The organism is Methanolobus vulcani (assembly GCF_900100715.1).
Taxonomy (GTDB): domain Archaea; phylum Halobacteriota; class Methanosarcinia; order Methanosarcinales; family Methanosarcinaceae; genus Methanolobus; species Methanolobus vulcani.
The window spans coordinates 1-18,916 of sequence record NZ_FNCA01000011.1; the positions used below are offsets into that span (position 1 = coordinate 1).

Here is an 18,916-nt window from a genome sequence, read left to right on the forward strand (position 1 = left end):
TGACAGAAGACCAAGAACCAGACCATTGGAAGTGCTTGCGGATTCTGCTTATGATGAGATACAAATCAGGAAATATCTGAGACGCAGAGCGATCAAAAGTAATATTCCTGTTAATATCAGGAATAGGAAATATCCTAAAAGAGGAAGACCTACAAGACTTGAATATGAGTCATATCGGAAAAGAGGGACAATTGAACGATTCTTTGCATGGTTGAAAATGGGATTCAGGAAAATAGCAAGTCGATATGAAAGGCTTAATGTTGTTTTCAAAGGACTACTGGATATTGCATGTTTTCTACTATGCTGGAAAAAGTTTCAAGAGGCGTTTTGAGATAGGTTCATCTTCTTTTTTAGTGTATTGTTCCCATGTGCTGCAGCAATGGATGAAGCAGTGTGAAAATACCGATGATTATGATTATCGTACCACTAACAAGTGGAAGGCTATTGATACTTTTATTTCCCACATAGCTCTGGAGAAATCCTCTTCCCTTCACCATCATTACTGAGAGTCCGACTATTGAGATTGCAAGTCCAACACTGAATATCAGTATGTACCAGAGTCCGTTGTATACCTGATTGTTTGCAATGCTTACGAGAAGGACTGCAAGCGCAGCAGGACAGGGAACAAGTCCGGTGGAAAGACCAATTGCAATGACTCCTTTTCTTGAATCTATTTTGTGTTCATGGTGGTGCGGGTGATAGAATCTTCTGAGAATCCACAGGCCAACGGTTATGAGAATAAGTCCTCCGACAACGCTCATGATGTCATGGGTGATATCAACATCCAGCATGTCTATAAGGTATATGGAAGCAGCACCCAGTGCTATAACTACAATTATGTGTGAAAACACCACTGTAAGTCCAAGTATAAGTGCATCTTTTAAATTGGCATCAGTTCCCATTACAAATACTGCCATTACTGATTTTCCATGTCCTGGTTCGAGGGCATGTAGTGCCCCCAGAACAAATGCTGAAATTATGAATATGAGGTTCATTTCTGATGTTAATACACCAGGATCTGATAGTAACTCCATAGATTCTCACTCTCTGTTTAATTAGTTCTAATTGAGTTGTTTCTTACTTAGTAATACTTTATTTTTGTTTACTTATATAAGAGTTATGAGTTAGTATGTTATTAAAGTCATATTTTGTGTTACTATTGACTCTGGTCAATGATTTTTGTTTTTCTTCTAAAATATGCGTAACTGTTTTATATTTAGCAACATATATTCAGAAAGTGCATTTTAAATGTTCTTTCTTAATCTTTCATCAAAAGAGAGCACATTTGTTTGACTGGAATTCCAATGCAGCTGGTAGGGTAAAACAGGAGAGTTACAAAAATGACAGGACAACTAGAAAATAAAGAACTTGCCGGAATTATGACTGCTGTACACAGTGACATTATGGCACATATTGGCATAACTGATGCCCAGTTAGAGAAACTGATGAAGCTGTCTCAGGAAGAAGTATTACTTGGAGCAACAAAGGACATCACTTTCAAACTCAATGTCAAGAATGGAAAAGGTCACCAGTCAGTTTCCCAGACAACAGCATGGGTTACGATTTCCGGTGATTTTGAGATAATATCTCCTGATGGGGGCACCTGGGATATAGTTGTAAAAGATGGTAGCAGCACGATCCTGGATAAAAAAGGTGTAAAGAAAGGAGAGAAAATAAGTTTCAAACACAAGACCGGCTGGAAAGCAAACATCTCACTTGATGTAAAATGGAGTGAAGCCAAAGACACAACCCTTGAAGCTAAGATCCACGCTTCTTACTGAAATGTTGTAATTTGAGATATGTGGGAGTTTCCACATATCTCCCTCTCTAGTTTTTAGGTTGTCAGCCTCTTATACAAAAGCGGCAACATTTCCGGTAACATCAATGCATCATCAATAATTGTATATCCTACATCGGAAAAGATGTTATTGAGATATTCTCCCGGATTCTTATCCACAGTTATACAGAAGAAATGCATTCCACGATTTTTTCCTTCAGAGATTGCCATTCGGGTATCTTCCTGTGCAATATCGCCCTGATATGAATCTTCACCTCTGGCTCTGTCATAGGGTTCTCCATCAGACAACAATACGAGCATTTTAGTTCTTGCACCATTTTTTTCCAGTTTCTTAATGGAATGCCTGATAGCCGGTCCAAGGCGCGTGTTTGACTCGGAAGACAGTATGCTCATTCTCCGTGCAACGTCATCTGAGAATCTCTCATCGAATTCTTTGATCTTGAAATATTCCACATTATCTTTGCTCTTGCCCGAAAACGCATAGATGGCATACTTGTCACCAATGCTCTCAAGCGCCTGGCTCATTATTATCAAAGCATCCTTTTCCACATCAATTATGCTCCTTCCATCCATTCCAAGTATCTTGCGTGTGGAGGCGCTGACATCCATGAGGAACAGGGTTGCAACGTCTCTTTCCTGTTTGTCCCAACGAATATACATTCCCTCGTCGGGATTGGACCCACATTTTTTAGTTATCAGGGATTCTGTGTAGGCATCAATGTCAATTTCAGTACCGTCATTCTGTCCTTTCATCCTGTGGAATGCTTCAGGTTTCATAAGGCCGAATGTGTGCCTGAGAAGTGCGATCTCATTGCCATAACGTTCCAATGCTTTTTTGTAATGAGCGGTGTTTCCTCCGTATGGTTCCATCTCATTGACAGTGCTCCACTCTGAGCGATAATCGTTGATGGTGCTGTCCCACTCATCATATTTGTAACTGCCAAGCACACGCCAGTTATTTTCAAGAGGTTGTGTAGGTTTATCGGTAGCCTGCTCCTTTGGTCTTTCTTCATCAGCGGTAAGGTCAGCTTCAGTTTCCGGGATGAAGTTCTTGATGACATTTTCATATGGTTTTGTCATCATAGGGTCAGTTTGACCGGTTGCACCGACATCCATTCCACGATACTCGATATTTCTGATCATTCTGTAGTTGATCTCACCGAGTGGGCCAAGTTTGTCTTCCAGAGAGCGGTATGTTTCAAAAGCCAGCTCTAAGGTTGAAAAGGTGCTGGATCCTGTGGTGAATATCCTTTTTTCAAGTTCATCCTGCAAGCTTCTCTGAATTCCAGGCAGAATATCATCAAGTTCAAGTTCTGATCTTGCTTCATGTCCGGTGGAAATCCATAACAAACCCTCCATGAACTTCTCAAGTTCACTTTCAGGGATGTCCCTCATAAAAAGCATCTTGTGGCGTACTTCCTCAAGGTCAGTACGAACTCCTCTGTAATGCTCCATTATCATATACTCTACACGTGCATCTTCCAGTAATCCAAATATGGTTGCTGCAAGTATCTGGTTTGGAAAAAGTGAGAGCAAATCTACAAGGTCGATGCTTTCAGCATCTTGTTTATTATCGGTAATTGCTACAGGATATTTTTCTTTGATCTTTTTTTCAAGTTCTGTCAATTTTTCCGGTTCAACATCCAGCGAACTGTAGCGTGCATGTCCTACTTCATGCATCACACTGAGCTTGTAGATCTTGAAATTATCCTCTATGTTCTCGTAAACTCCAATCTTTGGTGCGAGATAGATTGTATTGCCAGCGATTATAGGGTTCATTCCCTGAACTTCAATTTGCAGAGGAAGAGCTGCCATTGAACGTATTATGAAATTGCTACCTGAAAGACCGAGGGCATAGTATCTCAGGACGTTGGCAACTTTCTTAAGAGCAATCGCACCGGTAAGTTCCTCCACAAATTCTCTGGAGCTTTTTGATTCAAGTGAAAAATAGGCTTTTCCGGCAGGTTTTTTTTCATCTGCCGCTTCCATTCCTTTAAGTGTCCACTCTTCCAACTCTTCCATGTCCAGTTTTTCAAGAAGGCCGGGAGAATTTGCAAAGAAATCCGGTGCGAGTTTTCTGTCTTTTCCGTAAACTCTGATTCCTATGTTTGCCCATTTCTCAGCATTTTCAGGTTTGTTTTTCTCTGAAAAGTTCCCTAAATTGGCAAAGAATGCACTGGTAAGAGCTTCTTCTTTTTGAAGAAGTTTATCAGCTATACTGAATATTTCTTCATGCAGTTGAGGTGGTATTTTTGATAAAGATGCAACCGATTTTTCGTAGTATTCTCTGGCACTATCCGGGTCTTGCAATGCAATTCCCTCTCCAATCTCTGCCCAGATGGAGAACATATCTTTGGCAAGAATGTTGTAGGCGGCTGAAGCATTCTCAAAATAGCTTTCAAGGCATTCGGTCTGAATATCTGCAAGTTTTATTCCTGCATCTACAATCTCTGATCTTGTTTTATGAGTAGTATTTTCATATTTTCCAAGTGCAAAGGTAGTTGTTATAAACTCTCTGAGAGCATCTTTGTTTTTGTTTAATTCTCTGGTTCCTTTGTTTATCCATTCCAATGCTTCGGAAAGTTCCAGTGTATCAATGTGCTGTGGGTATGTTTTTAGAAAATAACTTGCACTTTTCCTGTCTTCATTTGCAAGACTACAGGTGGCATCAATTAATCTTGTCAGCTTTTCATCATCTGTTTTTTCCACAATTATTCCGGCATTTCTGAACAATGCCATTGTGACAAGTTCTCCGCATTCCAATGTTTCTTTCATAGAAATAAGGAGCTTTTTTCTTTTCTGAGGTGGAATTTCGGTTAATATCTTTTCAGTGATATCAATAAGTTCAATGCCTGTAAGCCAGTGTATGCTACTGATTTTTTCTACTATTTCGCAGTAGGTTGCAAAGTCGGTTTCATCAATTACAGAACTTAGCTGTAGCAGATGTTCAAAATAGGCTTCTGCAACTTTTGTGTTGATATTTCCAAGCTCACTTCCATGAGAAACCAGTTTCAGGAATCTTTCAGGTTCTGTTGTGACAACAACTTCTCCTGTGTGTTTGAAATAGGCTATAGCTATCCATTTGTTCTGTTCAGATAGTTCAATTCCTCTCAGGGTCCATTTTTCGAGAAGTTCAAATCCACCTTTATTAATTATGTCAGGTGATGAGTCAAAGAATCCTTCACAACATGAAATGCTAAGCAGCGATACTTTCTTTGCAAGTTCAAGCCAGTTGTTAAACTCTGTTTTTCCAAGGGTTTTGTATACTCCGGGTGCTGCTCCAAGATAAGCAATGAGGATTCTTTGCCCTCGCTTTTGTGCACCTTTTCCTGCGTGGAGTATAGTTTCCAGTGCATTCTCTTCAAGATTGTCAAATCCTGTTGCAAGCTTAGAAACCAGCGAACTTTCCAGTGATGGAAAATAGGATGATATAAGTCCTGTAATTTTATCAGTACTCATAGTCTCTCTTTTTTCAGAGTTGTGGGTTGGCGTGCAGATCCACTCCAGTACTCATTTATTCCCGCTATTCGTCAATCCCTATATTTATCCCATAATCGCTGCAATGATCTCATCAATACTTCTCTGCAGGTCCTGATTGTCAGTAATAGGCTGTGACATTGCTATTTTGCAGGCTTCTTTTGCATCGATGCCTTCCCGGATGAGCTTGCCCGCATAGATGAGCAGACGTGTGCTTACCCCTTCTTCAAGTCCGTGGTGTTTGAAGTTCCTTATGCTCTGTCCGATTTCAACGAGTCTGGCTGCTGTTTGTTCGTCTACCTGTGTCTCATGAGCTACGATCCGCTTTTCAAGTTCAGCAGGAGGATAATCAAATTCAATGGCAACAAATCTCTGTCTTGTGCTCTGTTTCATATCCTTGACAATGCTCTGGTAGCCGGGGTTGTATGAAACTGAGAGCATGAACTCATCCGGTGCTTTTACGATAACTCCGAGTTTGTCGATTGGGATTATGCGCCTGTCATCGGTAAGCGGGTGAATGACTACTATGGTGTCCTTTCTGGCTTCCACAACTTCATCAAGGTAACAGATGGCACCGCTTTTCACAGCTTCTGTGAGAGGTCCGTCACTCCATTCAACGTTCTCTCCCTTGATGAGAAATCTTCCCACAAGGTCGGTTGCTGTGAGGTCCTCGTGGCAGGCAATTGTTATCAGAGGACGCTGTAATTTCCATGCCATGTATTCCATGAATCGTGTTTTTCCACAACCTGTCGGTCCTTTGAGATTTACCGGAAGTTTGTTCCTGTAAGCAGCTATAAAAATCTCCACTTCGTTGCCTACCGGTACGTAATAAGGTTCTTCAGTTATCAGGTATTCATCAACTGGCAGTTCCTTGGATAAAGCGCATTTCATTGCCATAGCAATCCTCCTCTTATGGTAGTAACTATCCTTTTCTGGTTTAAATGTGCTGTGCAGGAGTTTCTTGAAGTAAGAACTGTATGTTTATTATCTATTAAAGAGACAGTTACAACTCCTCCTGATAATCGAGTTGGCAATGATCAATAGTATTCTACTTCCAAAAGCTGCCATTATCTCAGATTAATATAACCTGCTGCTAACCCCATGACAAATATCATTGCGATATATAGGAGAATTACAAGCATGATTCCCATGGTGCTTGATTTGCCATTATCATTCATATGTACCATATAAAAAGGTGTTAATCTTGTATAAGTATTTTTTTAAATATTTTTTGATTAAAAAAGCTGCTTTACTTAATTTATAACATATGTATCATACATTGCTATGCAGTAATTTTCTTTACACAGATGCCACCTCTCTTTGTAATAGTTGACAGGGTTTATTTTATATAGTATCAGTTTCCCAATTAAAATAGGAGATTTCAAGGGGTTTAAGCTATTTGAAAAAAACTTCTTGTTTTCAGGGGAGGTTAATTTAATGGAGTCTGAAAATAGTCTGCAAGAAGATGATGAATCGTTCTTACAAAACAAATCTGAGACTAATAATCAAAAAGATGAACTTGCCGGGGATAAGTTCATCGAAGGCGACGACGCAGTGAAATACTGGTTCATAGGGTCTTTATTATGGTTCCCTATATTTGCCACACTTGGATTTATACTGGCGATAAAATTCTTCCAGCCTTATTTCTTAAGTGATGCGGCTTTCCTTACATTTGGCAGGATACGGCCTGCACATATCAATGGTGTGCTTTTTGGATTCGTTTCTTCGGGTCTGATAGGCAGTATGTTTTGGGCTATCCCAAGACTTGTGAATACGCAAATATATAGTGCCAGACTTGCCAAGTTATCTGCTGTACTCTGGAACTTCGCTCTTCTGACAGGAATATCCATGATCCTTTTCCTTGGTGATACACAGGGAAGGGAATATGCAGAACTTCCATGGTCAATCGACGTTCTTATAATGCTTGTATTATTGCTGATCCTTTACAACATTCTGCGCACTTTCGGACGCAGGACAGAGAAAAAACTTTATGTTTCCACCTGGTATTACACAGGTACGTTCATCTGGTTCCCTATTGTTTATTTTGTTGGTAATGTCATGTGGAACCCACCATCCGGTGCCCTTCAGGGTATTACCGATTCCATATTCAACTGGTACTATGGACACAACGTTCTGGGACTCTGGTTCACCACCCTTGGAATAGGTACTTGGTACTATGCAGTACCACGTATAATAAACAGGCCATTGTACAGTCACCTCCTTTCGGTTATAAGTTTCTTCACCATTGCATTCTTCTATACCGGCGTGGGAGGTCATCACCTGCTCCAGACACCAATACCTGAATGGGTAAAGACAATGGCTGTGGTGATGAGCATTCTAATGCTTGTACCTGTAGTTACTTTCGCTGTCAATCTGGGTATGACCCTTAGAGGCACATGGGATACCTTCACAAAGGATATTCCTTTCAGATTCATAGTCACAGGTTTCTTTTTCTATGTTCTCACTTCCATCCAGGGAAGTTATCAGGGTCTGAGAAGCACCAACTCATTCCTGCATTTCTCACAGTGGCCTGTAGGACATGCTCATCTTGCAATACTTGGAGGCTTTGGATTCCTTGCAGTAGGAATGATGTACTGGTTGATCCCTAAAATAACAAGGACAAAGATATACAGTGAAAGACTAATGAGCATAAGCTGGTGGCTTGCACTTATAGGTTTTACCGGTTTTTTCCTCGCCATGACCATAGCAGGACTGGTGGCCAATTCAGCATGGTTCCAGAACATCACTGTAGCACCTGTTCTAAAGTTACTACAATTCTGGTATGTTACCAGAGCTATGGGCGGTGGACTGGTAGTGGTGGCAGGTTATGTCTTTGCATATAACACACTGCTGACATTCACGCACTCAAAGGAACCTCATGTAGAGGAGAATATCTTCAGCATATCTTCCAAACAAAGTTCCCGACCACATTCATCATTGCAAAGAAAGTCCCAGCATGCTATAAGTATGCCTGTTATAGTATTCGGTGGTCTGGCTCTCTTCCTTCTGATGACCTGGATGGTGGTTGCCATGCCGGCACTTAATCTTGATTCTGTAAATGCCACGGATATGGCACATCCATATACCGAAATGGAAGCAAAGGGAAGAGTGCTCTATACGGAAATGGGTTGTTTCTATTGTCATTCACAATTTGTAAGACCACAGGACTGGGCTATCGGAAGAATATCCGAACAGGGTGATTACTACTATGACTCACCTCATTTGCTGGGTACGGAGCGTACAGGTCCGGATCTGTCCCAGATTGGAGGAATGAGGCCTACAGGATGGCATTACCTGCATGACAGGGATGCAAGGACCACAAGTCCGAGTTCTATTATGCCTCCGTTCGGTTTCCTAACGGATACTGAACTTGATCAATTGGTAGCATATATCCAGAATCTTGGAACATACAATCTTGATGAGATGAGTTTCCATCCTGAAGTTCCATATGAGTATCAGAACAAAGATCAGCCTTATGCAAACTATATGTCTGCTGCCATGATGAATTATAATTCAAGTGACCAGACATATACAGGAGATCAGGCAACAGGTGAAGAATTTGCCACTATATTCGAAGAGGGCAAGCAAACTTACACTGAACGTTGTCTGGCATGTCATGGGTGTTCCGGAAATGCGCAGGGTCCATATGCAAGACATGTTGTAACTCAGCCTGCAAATCTGCATGAAAGGATAATGAGCTATATGCCGGAGCCTGGGGATCCTTATCACTTCTGGCGTGTAAGTGAAGGTGTCCCAGGTACAGCAATGCCAAGCTGGAAACTGAGCCTAAACGAGACTGAAATCTGGAAGACGAATTTCTATGAAATGAGCTTTGCAACAGGTTCCATCAGAACTGTTAGTGGTGATGTATCTGATGCAGAAGCAATTAACTTCTCTAACCAGACCCATATCACACCGCCTATTGCTGGAACGCAGGAACAGTTCGAGAAGGGACAGAAGCTCTTTAACCTGTACTGTTCCCAGTGTCACGGTGTTGACGGACAGGGAGATGGTGTTGCCTCTATTCTGAGTTCAGGCGGATATATCAACCCGGAACCTGCAAATTTCACAGAATCCGGTGGTGATTTCCAGTACTACGGACAATATGTATGGAAGGTAAAGGAAGGTGTGGAGACCACAAACATGCCTCCATGGAAATATGCTCTCAGTGACGATGAGATATACATGGCTATATTCTATATCCAGAATTTCGCCACAACAGACGATTACAATGCAAAATGGGGTCCATTGTATGAAAGTGAATATGCAAGAAACATGAGGAGCTGATTTCGTATGGATGAATATAATCTGGCAATGTTTGTGGTAGCATTCTCATTATTCCTCATTTTCCTTGGTTTTTTAATATGGGGGATTAAGACCGGCCAGTTCAAGGACATAGAAGAGGCAAAGTATAGGATGCTTGAGATAGACAGGCCGGGTAGAACAGGTACTGATGAACTGGATGAAGTTAGGGGGGAGATAATATGAGTTTTACTATGGAGTATGCATCCTATGTTAACTCTTTGGCATGGCTAACTGTTCTCATAGTGCTGTCAAGCCTGATATTTGTCTGGCTAAGCGCAAAGAACAAGGACCACTACAGTCTGGAAGATGCAAATTCCCATGCAGAGGAGTTTGGAGGAGTGATAGCTGAATCCCATGGACCTATCACAATTTTCCTATATGTGGTCTACATTATACTATTCGTATGGACAGTGGCCTACTTTATGGCACACTGGGCTGAGTTTGGAAGTATTTCAATGTGAATGGTGACAATGTATGAAGGAAACGGAAACCTCAGGTATAACCAATGCAAAAGATTTGAGTGTGGATGAATTATTCACCAAATTAGGATCGACTTCAAAAGGCATAAAAGATAGTGATGTACAGGGAAGGCTTGAACAATACGGCTATAACGAACTGCTTGAAAAGAAGACAAGTCCTTTCATAAAGTTCATCGGTTATTTCTGGGGTCCGATTCCCTGGATGATCGAGATAGCAGCTTTGCTTTCGGCATTTATACAACGCTGGGAAGATTTTGCTATCATCTCAATCCTTTTGATTTTAAATGGTGTGGTAGGTTTCTGGCAAGAAAACAAAGCAGATAATGCCATTGAGTTACTTAAAAATAAAATGGCTCTTCGGGCAAGGGTTCTAAGAGATGGTAAATGGATAACTCTTCCTGCACGTGAACTTGTGCCGGGAGATGTTATACGTCTTCGTTCAGGTGATATTGTGCCGGCAGATGTCAAACTCTTTGATGGTGATTATCTGCAGATAGATGAGTCCGCATTGACCGGAGAATCTCTGCCAGCAGATAAAGGTATCAACGATATTGGTTTTTCAGGTTCCATTATCCAGAAAGGAGAAATGAACGGACTCGTATTTGCTACTGGAATGGATACTTATTTTGGCAAGACTACAAAATTGCTGACAAACGTCAAGACACAGAGTCATTTCCAGAAAGCTATCATTAAGATCGGTGATTATCTAATAGTCCTTGCTGCCATTCTGGTTGCAGTTGTTTTTATTGTTGCTGTTTTCAGGCAGGAGAGTCTTGTAGAGACACTTCAGTTCGCTCTGGTACTTGTTGTTGCTGCAATACCTGCAGCTTTGCCCGCAGTACTTTCGGTATCCATGGCTGTTGGTGCTACAAACCTTGCAGGAAAGGGTGCTATTGTAAGTAAACTGGTGTCAATCGAAGAAATGGCAGGAATGGATGTTCTCTGTTCCGATAAGACCGGTACGATCACAAAGAATGAACTGACGTTGTCTGACATGATCCCATTCGGTTATTATACAACAGAGGATCTTCTGATTTACAGTGCTCTTGCTTCCAGAGAGGAAGATAATGACCCAATCGATAATGCGGTTCTGAGAAAGATAGCAACTCTGGATGGTGTACAGGAAAAAACGGCTGGTTATAATGTACTGAATTTTAAACCGTTTGACCCTGTTATCAAACATACGGAGGCCAGTATTGAGAGTTCTGATGGCAGAAAGTTCAAGGTAGCCAAAGGGGCACCACAGGTTCTTCTTGATATGGCTATTAACAAGGATAGTATCAAGGATGATGTGGAGGAGAAAGTAAATGTCCTTGCATCGAAAGGTTATCGTCCTCTTGGAGTTGGTGTATGCGAAGGGAATGAATGTCACTTTGCAGGACTGATCGGACTGTATGATCCTCCTCATGAAGATTCTGCAGAAACGATAGATACGGCTGTTAGCATGGGCGTTGATGTTAAGATGATCACTGGTGACCATGCTGCCATTGCAAAGGAGATTGCAAGCCAGATAGGTCTGGGTACTAATATCACCACTGCTTCTGAACTGGAAGATAAGACTGACATTCAGGCACAGGAGGTAGTTGACAAGGCTGATGGGTTCGCACAGGTGTTCCCGGAACATAAGTACAGAATAGTGGAGCTACTTCAGGATGACGGACATATAGTAGGTATGACCGGTGATGGAGTAAATGATGCTCCAGCGCTTAAGAAGGCAGATGCCGGAATTGCAGTTGCCGGAGCTACGGATGCAGCAAGGTCTGCTGCTGATATTGTGTTCACTGCCCCGGGTCTTTCAACGATAATCGATTCGATAAAAGAGAGCCGAAAAATATTCCAGCGTATGAAGAGCTATTCGATATACAGGATAGCTGAAACTGTACGTGTGTTATTCTTTATTGCAACTTCGATTATTGCTTTTAACTTCTATCCCGTGACCGCTATTATGATAGTATTGCTGGCACTGTTCAATGATGCTCCTATAATGGCTATTGCATATGATAATGTGAATTATTCACCTTTCCCTGAGAAATGGAATATAAGGGAAGTCATCAGTATGGCAACTTTCCTGGGAATTATAGGTGTGATATCTTCATTCACGATATTTTATATCGGACTAAATGTTCTTAATCTGAATCAGGATGTACTACAGTCATTCATATTCCTGAAACTTGCAGTTGCAGGACATCTCACAATATTCGTTGCACGTACAAGAGGTCCTTTCTGGTCTATCAAGCCAAGTGGCATACTCTTCTGGTCCACGATTGGTACCAAATTCCTTGCAACCCTCGTTGTTGTCTATGGTTTCTACATATCACCGATAGGCTGGAAGCTTGCAGGCATTGTATGGCTGTATGCACTTGTGGCTTTTGTGATAACTGATCTGATAAAAGTGAGATTGTACCATCTGCTGGATCATAAAGGTATAATTTTCCAGAGATGATATATTGATCAGATATCGTAATGATGATTAAAAAGAGGGTAATGGAAACTTACCCTTCTTAGTTTCTTTTAACTTCTATCTTCATAGAGTCAGAACTACACAATCTCAACTGTATTCATAAATATAATATGTAGTGTAAATCACTGCGCTTCGATTATTGCCCAGTTTCTAGGGATGACTGCCTTGGCTTCAAATGCCCCGTCAGCCTGGAACTCTCCAAGTAGTGTGGCATCCGCTGTTATTTTTATATCGTTTGCAGTAATGGTTGTAATGTGTTTTCCTTCTTCCGTGTAAATCTCAAATTTAGTTCCCATTCCCGATCACTTCCATTCTTTGTTATTTAGTTATATATTGTCGTAGAGATTTTAAATTTGTGTTTCGACTTTGCTTTTTATACTCTAACTTACAACGCTGTATGTGATGAATATGTTTAATCGACAGGAATGGAGTCAGGTTCTGATTCCCAAAACGACAAAGGAAGGTATATGCAAGACTGCAAAAGCTCATAATCTCAAGATATGGGAAGTTGTTGACAATTCCTTCCAGGTATTTAATCACAGGTTGAACAATGAAACAGAATACTTTAACCTCGAATCAAGGCTTGAAAGAATAGAGAAAGACCTAGAAATCATTCAAGAACAACTATCAGAAGTTCCAAAAAAAAAAGATAGTCCCGGCCGAATTCGAATCGGCGTCTTCGGCTCCAAAGGCCGAAAGGATTGACCGCTACCCTACGGGACTACATTGATTAGCACAATAATTGCATAATAATACTTATTTGTTATGCAGGCAAGGCATTTAAGTACATCACTTAGCGATGATAAGCGTCAGTAAGTCCTTGTCTGCAAGCACGTGGTCAAGACCGGCTCGCTGTCCAGGGTGCTTTGCAGATTCTCCCCATACCTGGGCGTACCTGAACTTTCTTCTGAAATCACGATGCAGGTGGTCACAGATATCACCCACGGTGACACCGTTCCTCACAATAAGAGGCTCTTCCATATCAGCAGGTCCTCCCTGTGGTTTCAGATAGATACGAATAAAGTCGAGGGCATCGTATATCAGATCCTTCACAGAATCAAGGTTAACTTCTTTATCTGCAGAAATATATGTAGCTTCTGGGTATTCTGCTTTACATTTCTTCAACACATACTCATCAGCCATGTCTACCTTATTCACTACGGTAACTGCAGGGATATAGACCCTGTTACCCATTACGGCATCAATAAGCTGGTCCACATTGATATGATCCCTGATAAGCACATGTGCATTATGGATCTTATAATCGTTGAGTACCGCCTTAATAAGGTCATCAGATATCTCAAGGTCAAGGGTGCTGTTAATGTTAATTCCACCCCTATCCTGTCTCTTGATAACTACATCAGGGGATTTCTGGTTAAGACGGATGCCTGCATCATATAATTCCTGTGTAAGGACTTCATGGTGATAATTCTGGAAAACATCAAGAATAAAGACCACAAGGTCACAGTTCCTGACCACAGAGATGACTTCTCTTCCACGACCTCTGCCGCTGGCTGCACCTTTTACAAGTCCCGGTACATCAAGGATCTGGATAGTTGCATTATTGTACTCAAGAACACCGGGAATTACATCAAGGGTGGTAAACTCATAGGCACCTACCTCTGAATTAGCTCCCGTGAGCTTGTTAAGCAACGTGGATTTACCTACGGATGGGAAACCTACAAGTGTAACTGTGGCATCTCCTGACTTTCTTACGGAGTAACCTTCACCGCCTCCTTTACTTGCAGCCTTTTTCACAACCTCATCACGCAGACGTGCAAGTTTTGCTTTCAGCCTGCCTATGTGATGTGATGTCGCCTTGTTGTAAGGAGTCTTCTTGATCTCCTCTTCAACTTCCTGTATATCCTCGTGTAATCCCATTTGCAACCTACCATAACGTCAAAATAAAAAAGATTTTCCCGATTTTTGAATATGACTTAACGTTAAAAGGAGGATATTATACTACCGGTCATTTCATAAGTACTGATTCCTGCTGGCAGTCTCTTTGAGAACTCCTCAGAACGCAATACTGCAAGGAAATTCTGTATCTCATCTATTTGCAGAAGGTCTTTTCTGATTACAAAATCAAACTCATCCTCTGCCAACGGAATAAATTCAAGTCCTGCTTCCTCTGCCGCAGCCCTTATACCAAATCCGACATCGACTTTGCCACTCTTCACAGCATCGCAAACCGACCTGTGAGTCTTGGAACCGGAATTATATCCCTTCAGGCTTTTGATCATCTCTGTTTTAGAGAGTCCCTTACCCTCAGCCAGCAGACCAATCTCTCTATCAAGAAGCGCCCTTGTACCAGAACCTCTGTTCCTGTTGATAAGCTGGAGATTGATCACATCTTCAAGTCCATAGATGTGGTTATCAGGACTGAATATAAGACCCTGCTCACGCCTGTAACCTTTCACAAGCACCACATTATCAAGGTTCATTCTTTTCAGGACAGATGAATTATAATTGCCATCTGAATCAACCATGTTGACACATGCAATATCTGCAGTGCCGCTCGATATTGCTGTAAAACCTGCACTTGATCCCATGTTTAAAGTTCTGAATGTGAGTCCTGTCATCTCTTCAAGCAGATCTACTCCTGGACACTGCCCTCCAACCAGCATCAGGTCAGGACTTCTGACATTGCCGAACATTGTAACTTCAACCACCGCACCTGGTTCGATGTACTCAGTATGTGCTCTAATCTCAATAATTCCATCGGCATCGGACAGTGTGGTAATAGCTCCTGATGTCTTATCCGCAGGATAGACCTTTCCACGAACAACTCCAACAGGGAAAAGTTCCTCCCTACCACCTGAACGTATTCCTGTTCCCATGACAGCAGTTACTTTAGTTCTAAATGATGGCTTAACACCAAGTGAATTGTAAATGATCGGTGCAACAAACTCATTGAATATACTGAGTGCAGAAGTCGGATTACCCGGAAGTCCGATTGTAGGGACGTTGCCAACCATGCCGATGACCACAGGTTTTCCCGGCTTGATTGCAATTCCATGAGTAAGAGTTTCTCCCTTTTCCTCAATAATCATATACATGATATCGCCTGCACCGGCGGAAGTGCTTCCTGATGTAAGCACGATATCACATTCTGCTATAGCTATGTCAAGAGCTTCTTCCATGAGTTTCTCGTCATCACGCACGATTCCGTATATCCGGGGAGTACCGCCACATTCTTCAATTGCAGCACCGATTGCGTATGAATTAGCATCATATATCTTGCTGATTCCCAACTTTTCTCCGGGTCTGATAAGTTCACTGCCAGTAGAAATTATTCCAACAACCAGTTCTTTGACCGGAACTTTATCCATGCCAATTGATGCCAGAACTCCAATCTCACGGGAACCTATTCGTGTGTTCTTTCTCAGTATCCTCTCACCTTTCATGATGTCGGTTCCCGCACGCATTATATTCTCATTGATATGTACTGGCTGGTAGATGAGAAGTGAGTCTGAAGTCTGTTTTGTACTTTCAACCATCACAACGGCATCAGCACCATCTGGAATTGGTGCACCGGTTGAGATCTCTATTGCCTCGCCATCGCCAACAAAAAAACTGTCTTCGCATCCTGCAGGTATAGCACCTGTAACTTTAAGTTCAATTGGTTCTGGCTCGCTTGCCTGGTATGTGTCTTTTGCCCTGACAGCATAGCCATCTTTTACAGAGCGATTGAAAGCAGGCACATCAAGTCCTGAAAGCATGTCCTCTGCAATTATGTGTCCTGCAGCTTCTTCAATAGGTAAAACAGTAATTTCCGGTTGAACTCTTATGCTGTCAACCAGTTCTCTCGCATCCTCTACAGATGTCAGTTCTCTGAATTCTTTCCTTTCCATTCTGGTCGGTCTACTTTTCGTCTATATACTCAATAAGCTTTTTGTTAAGCTTGAACACTCTTGAAGCTACATACCAGAGTCCCATCAGGTAAACTATCCATGTTGCAATAGAAATCCATTTGAGACTTCCCGTATCATCAAGTGCTTCAAAAGTGATGACAAGGGTAACAGGCATCAAAAGTAATATGGCCAACACTGAATCGTTCAGATATTTCAGGTTCTCCAGAACGATTTTATCTTTTCTTCCCTCTTCTACCATTTAATGACCTCTTTGTTTGACTAAAGTCCCTCAGTCTTTGTCCTGTTGTTAATCGTAATTCAATTATTATTGTAATAATATATAAGAAGACTTATTCCTAATTAATGTTTTGAAAAATTTTGTTTTATTTCGGATTATACAAAGCTCAAGCTGGTAGACAAGAATCGTTACTAAAGAAAAAAGAGAATGAAGAACTATGTCTTCATTTTAGTCCCATTTATGTCTGAGATCTAGGGATAAATTGGTGTACCGGTAGTGGTTGTTACCTTTTCAAAGGCTGCAACCATCTTCTTTGTGATCGGGCCTGGCTTTCCATCACCTATTGGACGACCATCTACCTTTACAAGCGGTGCGGCTTCTGCTGCTGTTCCCGTAACAAATATCTCGTCTGCAGTGTAGAGATCGAACATTCCCAGGTTCTCAACATGGGTATCAATACCCATTTCTGCAAGAAGCTCAATAGCTGTTGCCCTGGTGATTCCCTTTAGATTATTGATGGTTGGTGGTGTGTAAACCTTACCGTTCTTGATGATGAATATGTTGTCGCCTGAACCTTCAGAGAGGTAACCGTTCTGGTCGAAGAAGATCGCTTCATCCCCGCCTTTCTCGTTTGCCTCGATCTTTGCAAGAATGTTGTTCAGGTAGTTGAGTGATTTGATGTTTGGTGAAAGTGCATCACAGGAGTTCCTTCTGACTGATACGGTAACACCGGTAAGACCAACTTCATAGAGGTCTCCATACATTGCGCCCCATTCCTGTGAAATGATGAATATGTTTGGTTTTGGGCATTTTCTTGGGTCAAGACCAAGATCTCCAACACCTCTTGACACTATAGGTCTGATGTATGCGTCTGTCAGGTTGTTTTTCCTGAGTGTTTCCAGAATAGCTTCTTCCATCTCTTCCCTGGATATTGGTATTTCAAGAGCTATTGCCTTTGCGGAGTCATAGAGCCTGTCAACATGCTCGCGTAATTTGAAAACACGCCCGTTGTAAGCTCTTATTCCCTCAAAGACACCATCTCCATACAAAAATCCGTGGTCGTAGACGGAGGTTGTGGCCTGGGACTTAGGGACAAAGTCACCGTTGTAATAAATCAATAGTTCACTCATTGTAAAGCCTCAGTATAATAATAGTTGCTAGTGTTCAGGTTAAACTATTATTTATTATTATTCACCTGAACCCATCAGATTAATTGTAAATGTGTACAGGTCCTGACAAAAGTGTTTTATACTAAAAAACCTATTTGCAATCCCAGTCAATGCTTAGCGGTCCCGTGGCTTAGCCAGGATATAGCATCGGGCTTCTAACCCGAGGGTCAGGGGTTCAAATCCCTTCGGGATCGCTTTTCTTCTTTTTCACTTTTGTATACCATAAACAAATTTATGAATAATTTATATTAACTTTTTTACATTTTTACGGAACATAGTTTCGCAACGGGATTATATCCCAAATACTAAACATATTATTGTACAATTACTGAATAATTGTATGTTGATTGGAGTATATCTGCTATAAAAGGGGTATTTATGTGAAAATAGATGCAATGCGTCTAACATTAACAATAGCAGTCTTGTTGATAGTGGGTATTGTATATTCATTGGCTGTTGATACTGATGGTGAGATCCCAGAATTTCCGACAATTGCACTCCCTATGATAACAATTGTAGGACTGACGTTGTTCTTTAAGAGGAGGGGATAAATCCTCCTTCTTTTACATTTTCTATTTTCAAATACTATGCCATGATAAAAGTATGGGCGCCGGTGAACCAGTTAGACGCCCCGTTCGTACACCAATACGTTTTTCAGAAATGTTTTGGGAAGGCACTACAGGTGAGTAACATGTTACTCGAAGCATACTAGTTCAGGCTCGTATTTAGTTATAGGCAAAAGAATCTATATAGGCACATAGGATTGTCAATATGGATCTGAAAAAAAGATTAGTATGGTAAAGTACACTGTTTTCACTTTACAAATACTAAAGTCTACGAAAAATAGCTGTAATTGGTAATGTTATCACATAAATAAAAGAAAAAAGAATCTCAATCGTTAAGGCCGAGGATGTTTCTCTTATCTTTCTTTTTCTCTTCTTTTTTCTCTTTTTTGCTGGTCTTTACAAACTCATTGACTTCCTTGAGTCTGTGCATATTTACTTCATCTTTTCCCATACTTTTTCTCCAGAATATAATTATCATTCACTATATATCCAGTATCCTTTTAGGCTTTTCTGCCACCTTTTAAGTGTAAAATCATGCTATGTTTTCTCAGGGAGATTTATTATACGGT

The 18,916-nt window shown here is 41.2% G+C and carries 16 protein-coding genes and 2 tRNA genes; 8 read left to right on the forward strand and 10 right to left on the reverse strand.

The window, feature by feature from the left end; all coding sequences use genetic code 11:
- A partial coding sequence (locus BLP52_RS12695; RefSeq protein ID WP_091710411.1) for a transposase occupies positions 1-331 on the forward strand: 331 nt, incomplete at its 5' end.
- Positions 332-350: 19 nt separating this feature from the next.
- On the opposite strand, the gene BLP52_RS12700 is transcribed toward BLP52_RS12695, so the two are convergent.
- Positions 351-1,034, reverse strand: a complete 684-nt coding sequence (locus BLP52_RS12700; protein WP_091710866.1) for a HoxN/HupN/NixA family nickel/cobalt transporter — start codon at positions 1,032-1,034, stop codon at positions 351-353.
- A gap of 306 nt (positions 1,035-1,340) precedes the next feature.
- On the opposite strand from BLP52_RS12700, the gene BLP52_RS12705 reads away from it, so the two are divergent.
- Positions 1,341-1,781: a hypothetical protein gene (locus tag BLP52_RS12705; RefSeq protein ID WP_091710867.1), complete on the forward strand. Its 441-nt coding sequence runs from the start codon at positions 1,341-1,343 to the stop codon at positions 1,779-1,781.
- 53 nt (positions 1,782-1,834) lie between these two features.
- Here the strand turns inward: BLP52_RS12705 and BLP52_RS14715 are convergent, their stop codons facing one another.
- Together BLP52_RS14715 and BLP52_RS12715 are read right to left on the reverse strand one after the other, a co-directional pair.
- On the reverse strand, positions 1,835-5,257 hold the full coding sequence (locus BLP52_RS14715; RefSeq protein WP_238380835.1) for a nitric oxide reductase activation protein NorD: 3,423 nt from the start codon (positions 5,255-5,257) through the stop codon (positions 1,835-1,837).
- Positions 5,258-5,341: 84 nt separating this feature from the next.
- On the reverse strand, positions 5,342-6,172 hold the full coding sequence (locus BLP52_RS12715; protein ID WP_091710868.1) for a CbbQ/NirQ/NorQ/GpvN family protein: 831 nt from the start codon (positions 6,170-6,172) through the stop codon (positions 5,342-5,344).
- Between the two features lie 540 nt (positions 6,173-6,712).
- On the opposite strand from BLP52_RS12715, the gene BLP52_RS12720 reads away from it, so the two are divergent.
- From BLP52_RS12720 to BLP52_RS12735, 4 genes are read left to right on the forward strand one after another with little or no spacing between them, the layout of a single operon-like run.
- A complete protein-coding gene (locus BLP52_RS12720; RefSeq protein ID WP_091710869.1) occupies positions 6,713-9,562 on the forward strand; it encodes a cbb3-type cytochrome c oxidase subunit I in 2,850 nt (949 codons plus the stop codon).
- A gap of 6 nt (positions 9,563-9,568) precedes the next feature.
- Positions 9,569-9,763 (forward strand): cbb3-type cytochrome oxidase assembly protein, encoded by a 195-nt coding sequence (locus BLP52_RS12725; RefSeq protein ID WP_091710870.1) that lies wholly within the window; start codon positions 9,569-9,571, stop codon positions 9,761-9,763.
- Positions 9,760-10,041, forward strand: coding sequence for a hypothetical protein (locus BLP52_RS12730; RefSeq protein WP_091710871.1), 282 nt, complete (start codon positions 9,760-9,762; stop codon positions 10,039-10,041). Before BLP52_RS12725 ends, BLP52_RS12730 begins: the two co-directional genes overlap by 4 nt.
- Before the next feature lie 13 nt (positions 10,042-10,054).
- Positions 10,055-12,502 (forward strand): plasma-membrane proton-efflux P-type ATPase, encoded by a 2,448-nt coding sequence (locus BLP52_RS12735; RefSeq protein WP_091710872.1) that lies wholly within the window; start codon positions 10,055-10,057, stop codon positions 12,500-12,502.
- 140 nt (positions 12,503-12,642) lie between these two features.
- Here the strand turns inward: BLP52_RS12735 and BLP52_RS14475 are convergent, their stop codons facing one another.
- The 6 genes from BLP52_RS14475 to ilvE all read right to left on the reverse strand — a co-directional run bounded on the left by BLP52_RS14475 (position 12,643) and on the right by ilvE (position 17,742).
- Positions 12,643-12,816 (reverse strand): hypothetical protein, encoded by a 174-nt coding sequence (locus BLP52_RS14475; protein ID WP_154717881.1) that lies wholly within the window; start codon positions 12,814-12,816, stop codon positions 12,643-12,645.
- 354 nt (positions 12,817-13,170) lie between these two features.
- Positions 13,171-13,243, reverse strand: a tRNA-Gln gene (locus BLP52_RS12740).
- Between the two features lie 66 nt (positions 13,244-13,309).
- Positions 13,310-14,401 (reverse strand): OBG GTPase family GTP-binding protein, encoded by a 1,092-nt coding sequence (locus tag BLP52_RS12745; RefSeq protein WP_091710873.1) that lies wholly within the window; start codon positions 14,399-14,401, stop codon positions 13,310-13,312.
- A gap of 62 nt (positions 14,402-14,463) precedes the next feature.
- Positions 14,464-16,374 carry a molybdopterin biosynthesis protein gene (locus tag BLP52_RS12750; RefSeq protein ID WP_091710874.1) on the reverse strand — a complete coding sequence of 637 codons (1,911 nt, stop codon included), beginning with the start codon at positions 16,372-16,374 and terminating at the stop codon, positions 14,464-14,466.
- Between the two features lie 10 nt (positions 16,375-16,384).
- The gene (locus BLP52_RS12755) at positions 16,385-16,633 is read right to left on the reverse strand and encodes a sodium:proton antiporter (protein ID WP_091710875.1); all 249 of its coding nucleotides are present in this window, start codon (positions 16,631-16,633) and stop codon (positions 16,385-16,387) included.
- A gap of 230 nt (positions 16,634-16,863) precedes the next feature.
- The gene (gene ilvE / locus BLP52_RS12760) at positions 16,864-17,742 is read right to left on the reverse strand and encodes a branched-chain-amino-acid transaminase (RefSeq protein WP_091710876.1); all 879 of its coding nucleotides are present in this window, start codon (positions 17,740-17,742) and stop codon (positions 16,864-16,866) included.
- 158 nt (positions 17,743-17,900) lie between these two features.
- Between ilvE and BLP52_RS12765 the strand changes: the two genes are divergently transcribed.
- Both BLP52_RS12765 and BLP52_RS14480 read left to right on the forward strand, forming a co-directional pair.
- Positions 17,901-17,975: transfer RNA gene (locus BLP52_RS12765), tRNA-Arg, on the forward strand.
- 186 nt (positions 17,976-18,161) lie between these two features.
- Positions 18,162-18,332: a PEF-CTERM sorting domain-containing protein gene (locus tag BLP52_RS14480; RefSeq protein WP_154717882.1), complete on the forward strand. Its 171-nt coding sequence runs from the start codon at positions 18,162-18,164 to the stop codon at positions 18,330-18,332.
- Between the two features lie 340 nt (positions 18,333-18,672).
- On the opposite strand, the gene BLP52_RS14815 is transcribed toward BLP52_RS14480, so the two are convergent.
- Entirely contained in the window at positions 18,673-18,798 is a 126-nt protein-coding gene (locus tag BLP52_RS14815) for a hypothetical protein (protein ID WP_274377651.1), read from the reverse strand.
- Positions 18,799-18,916 lie beyond the last annotated feature (118 nt).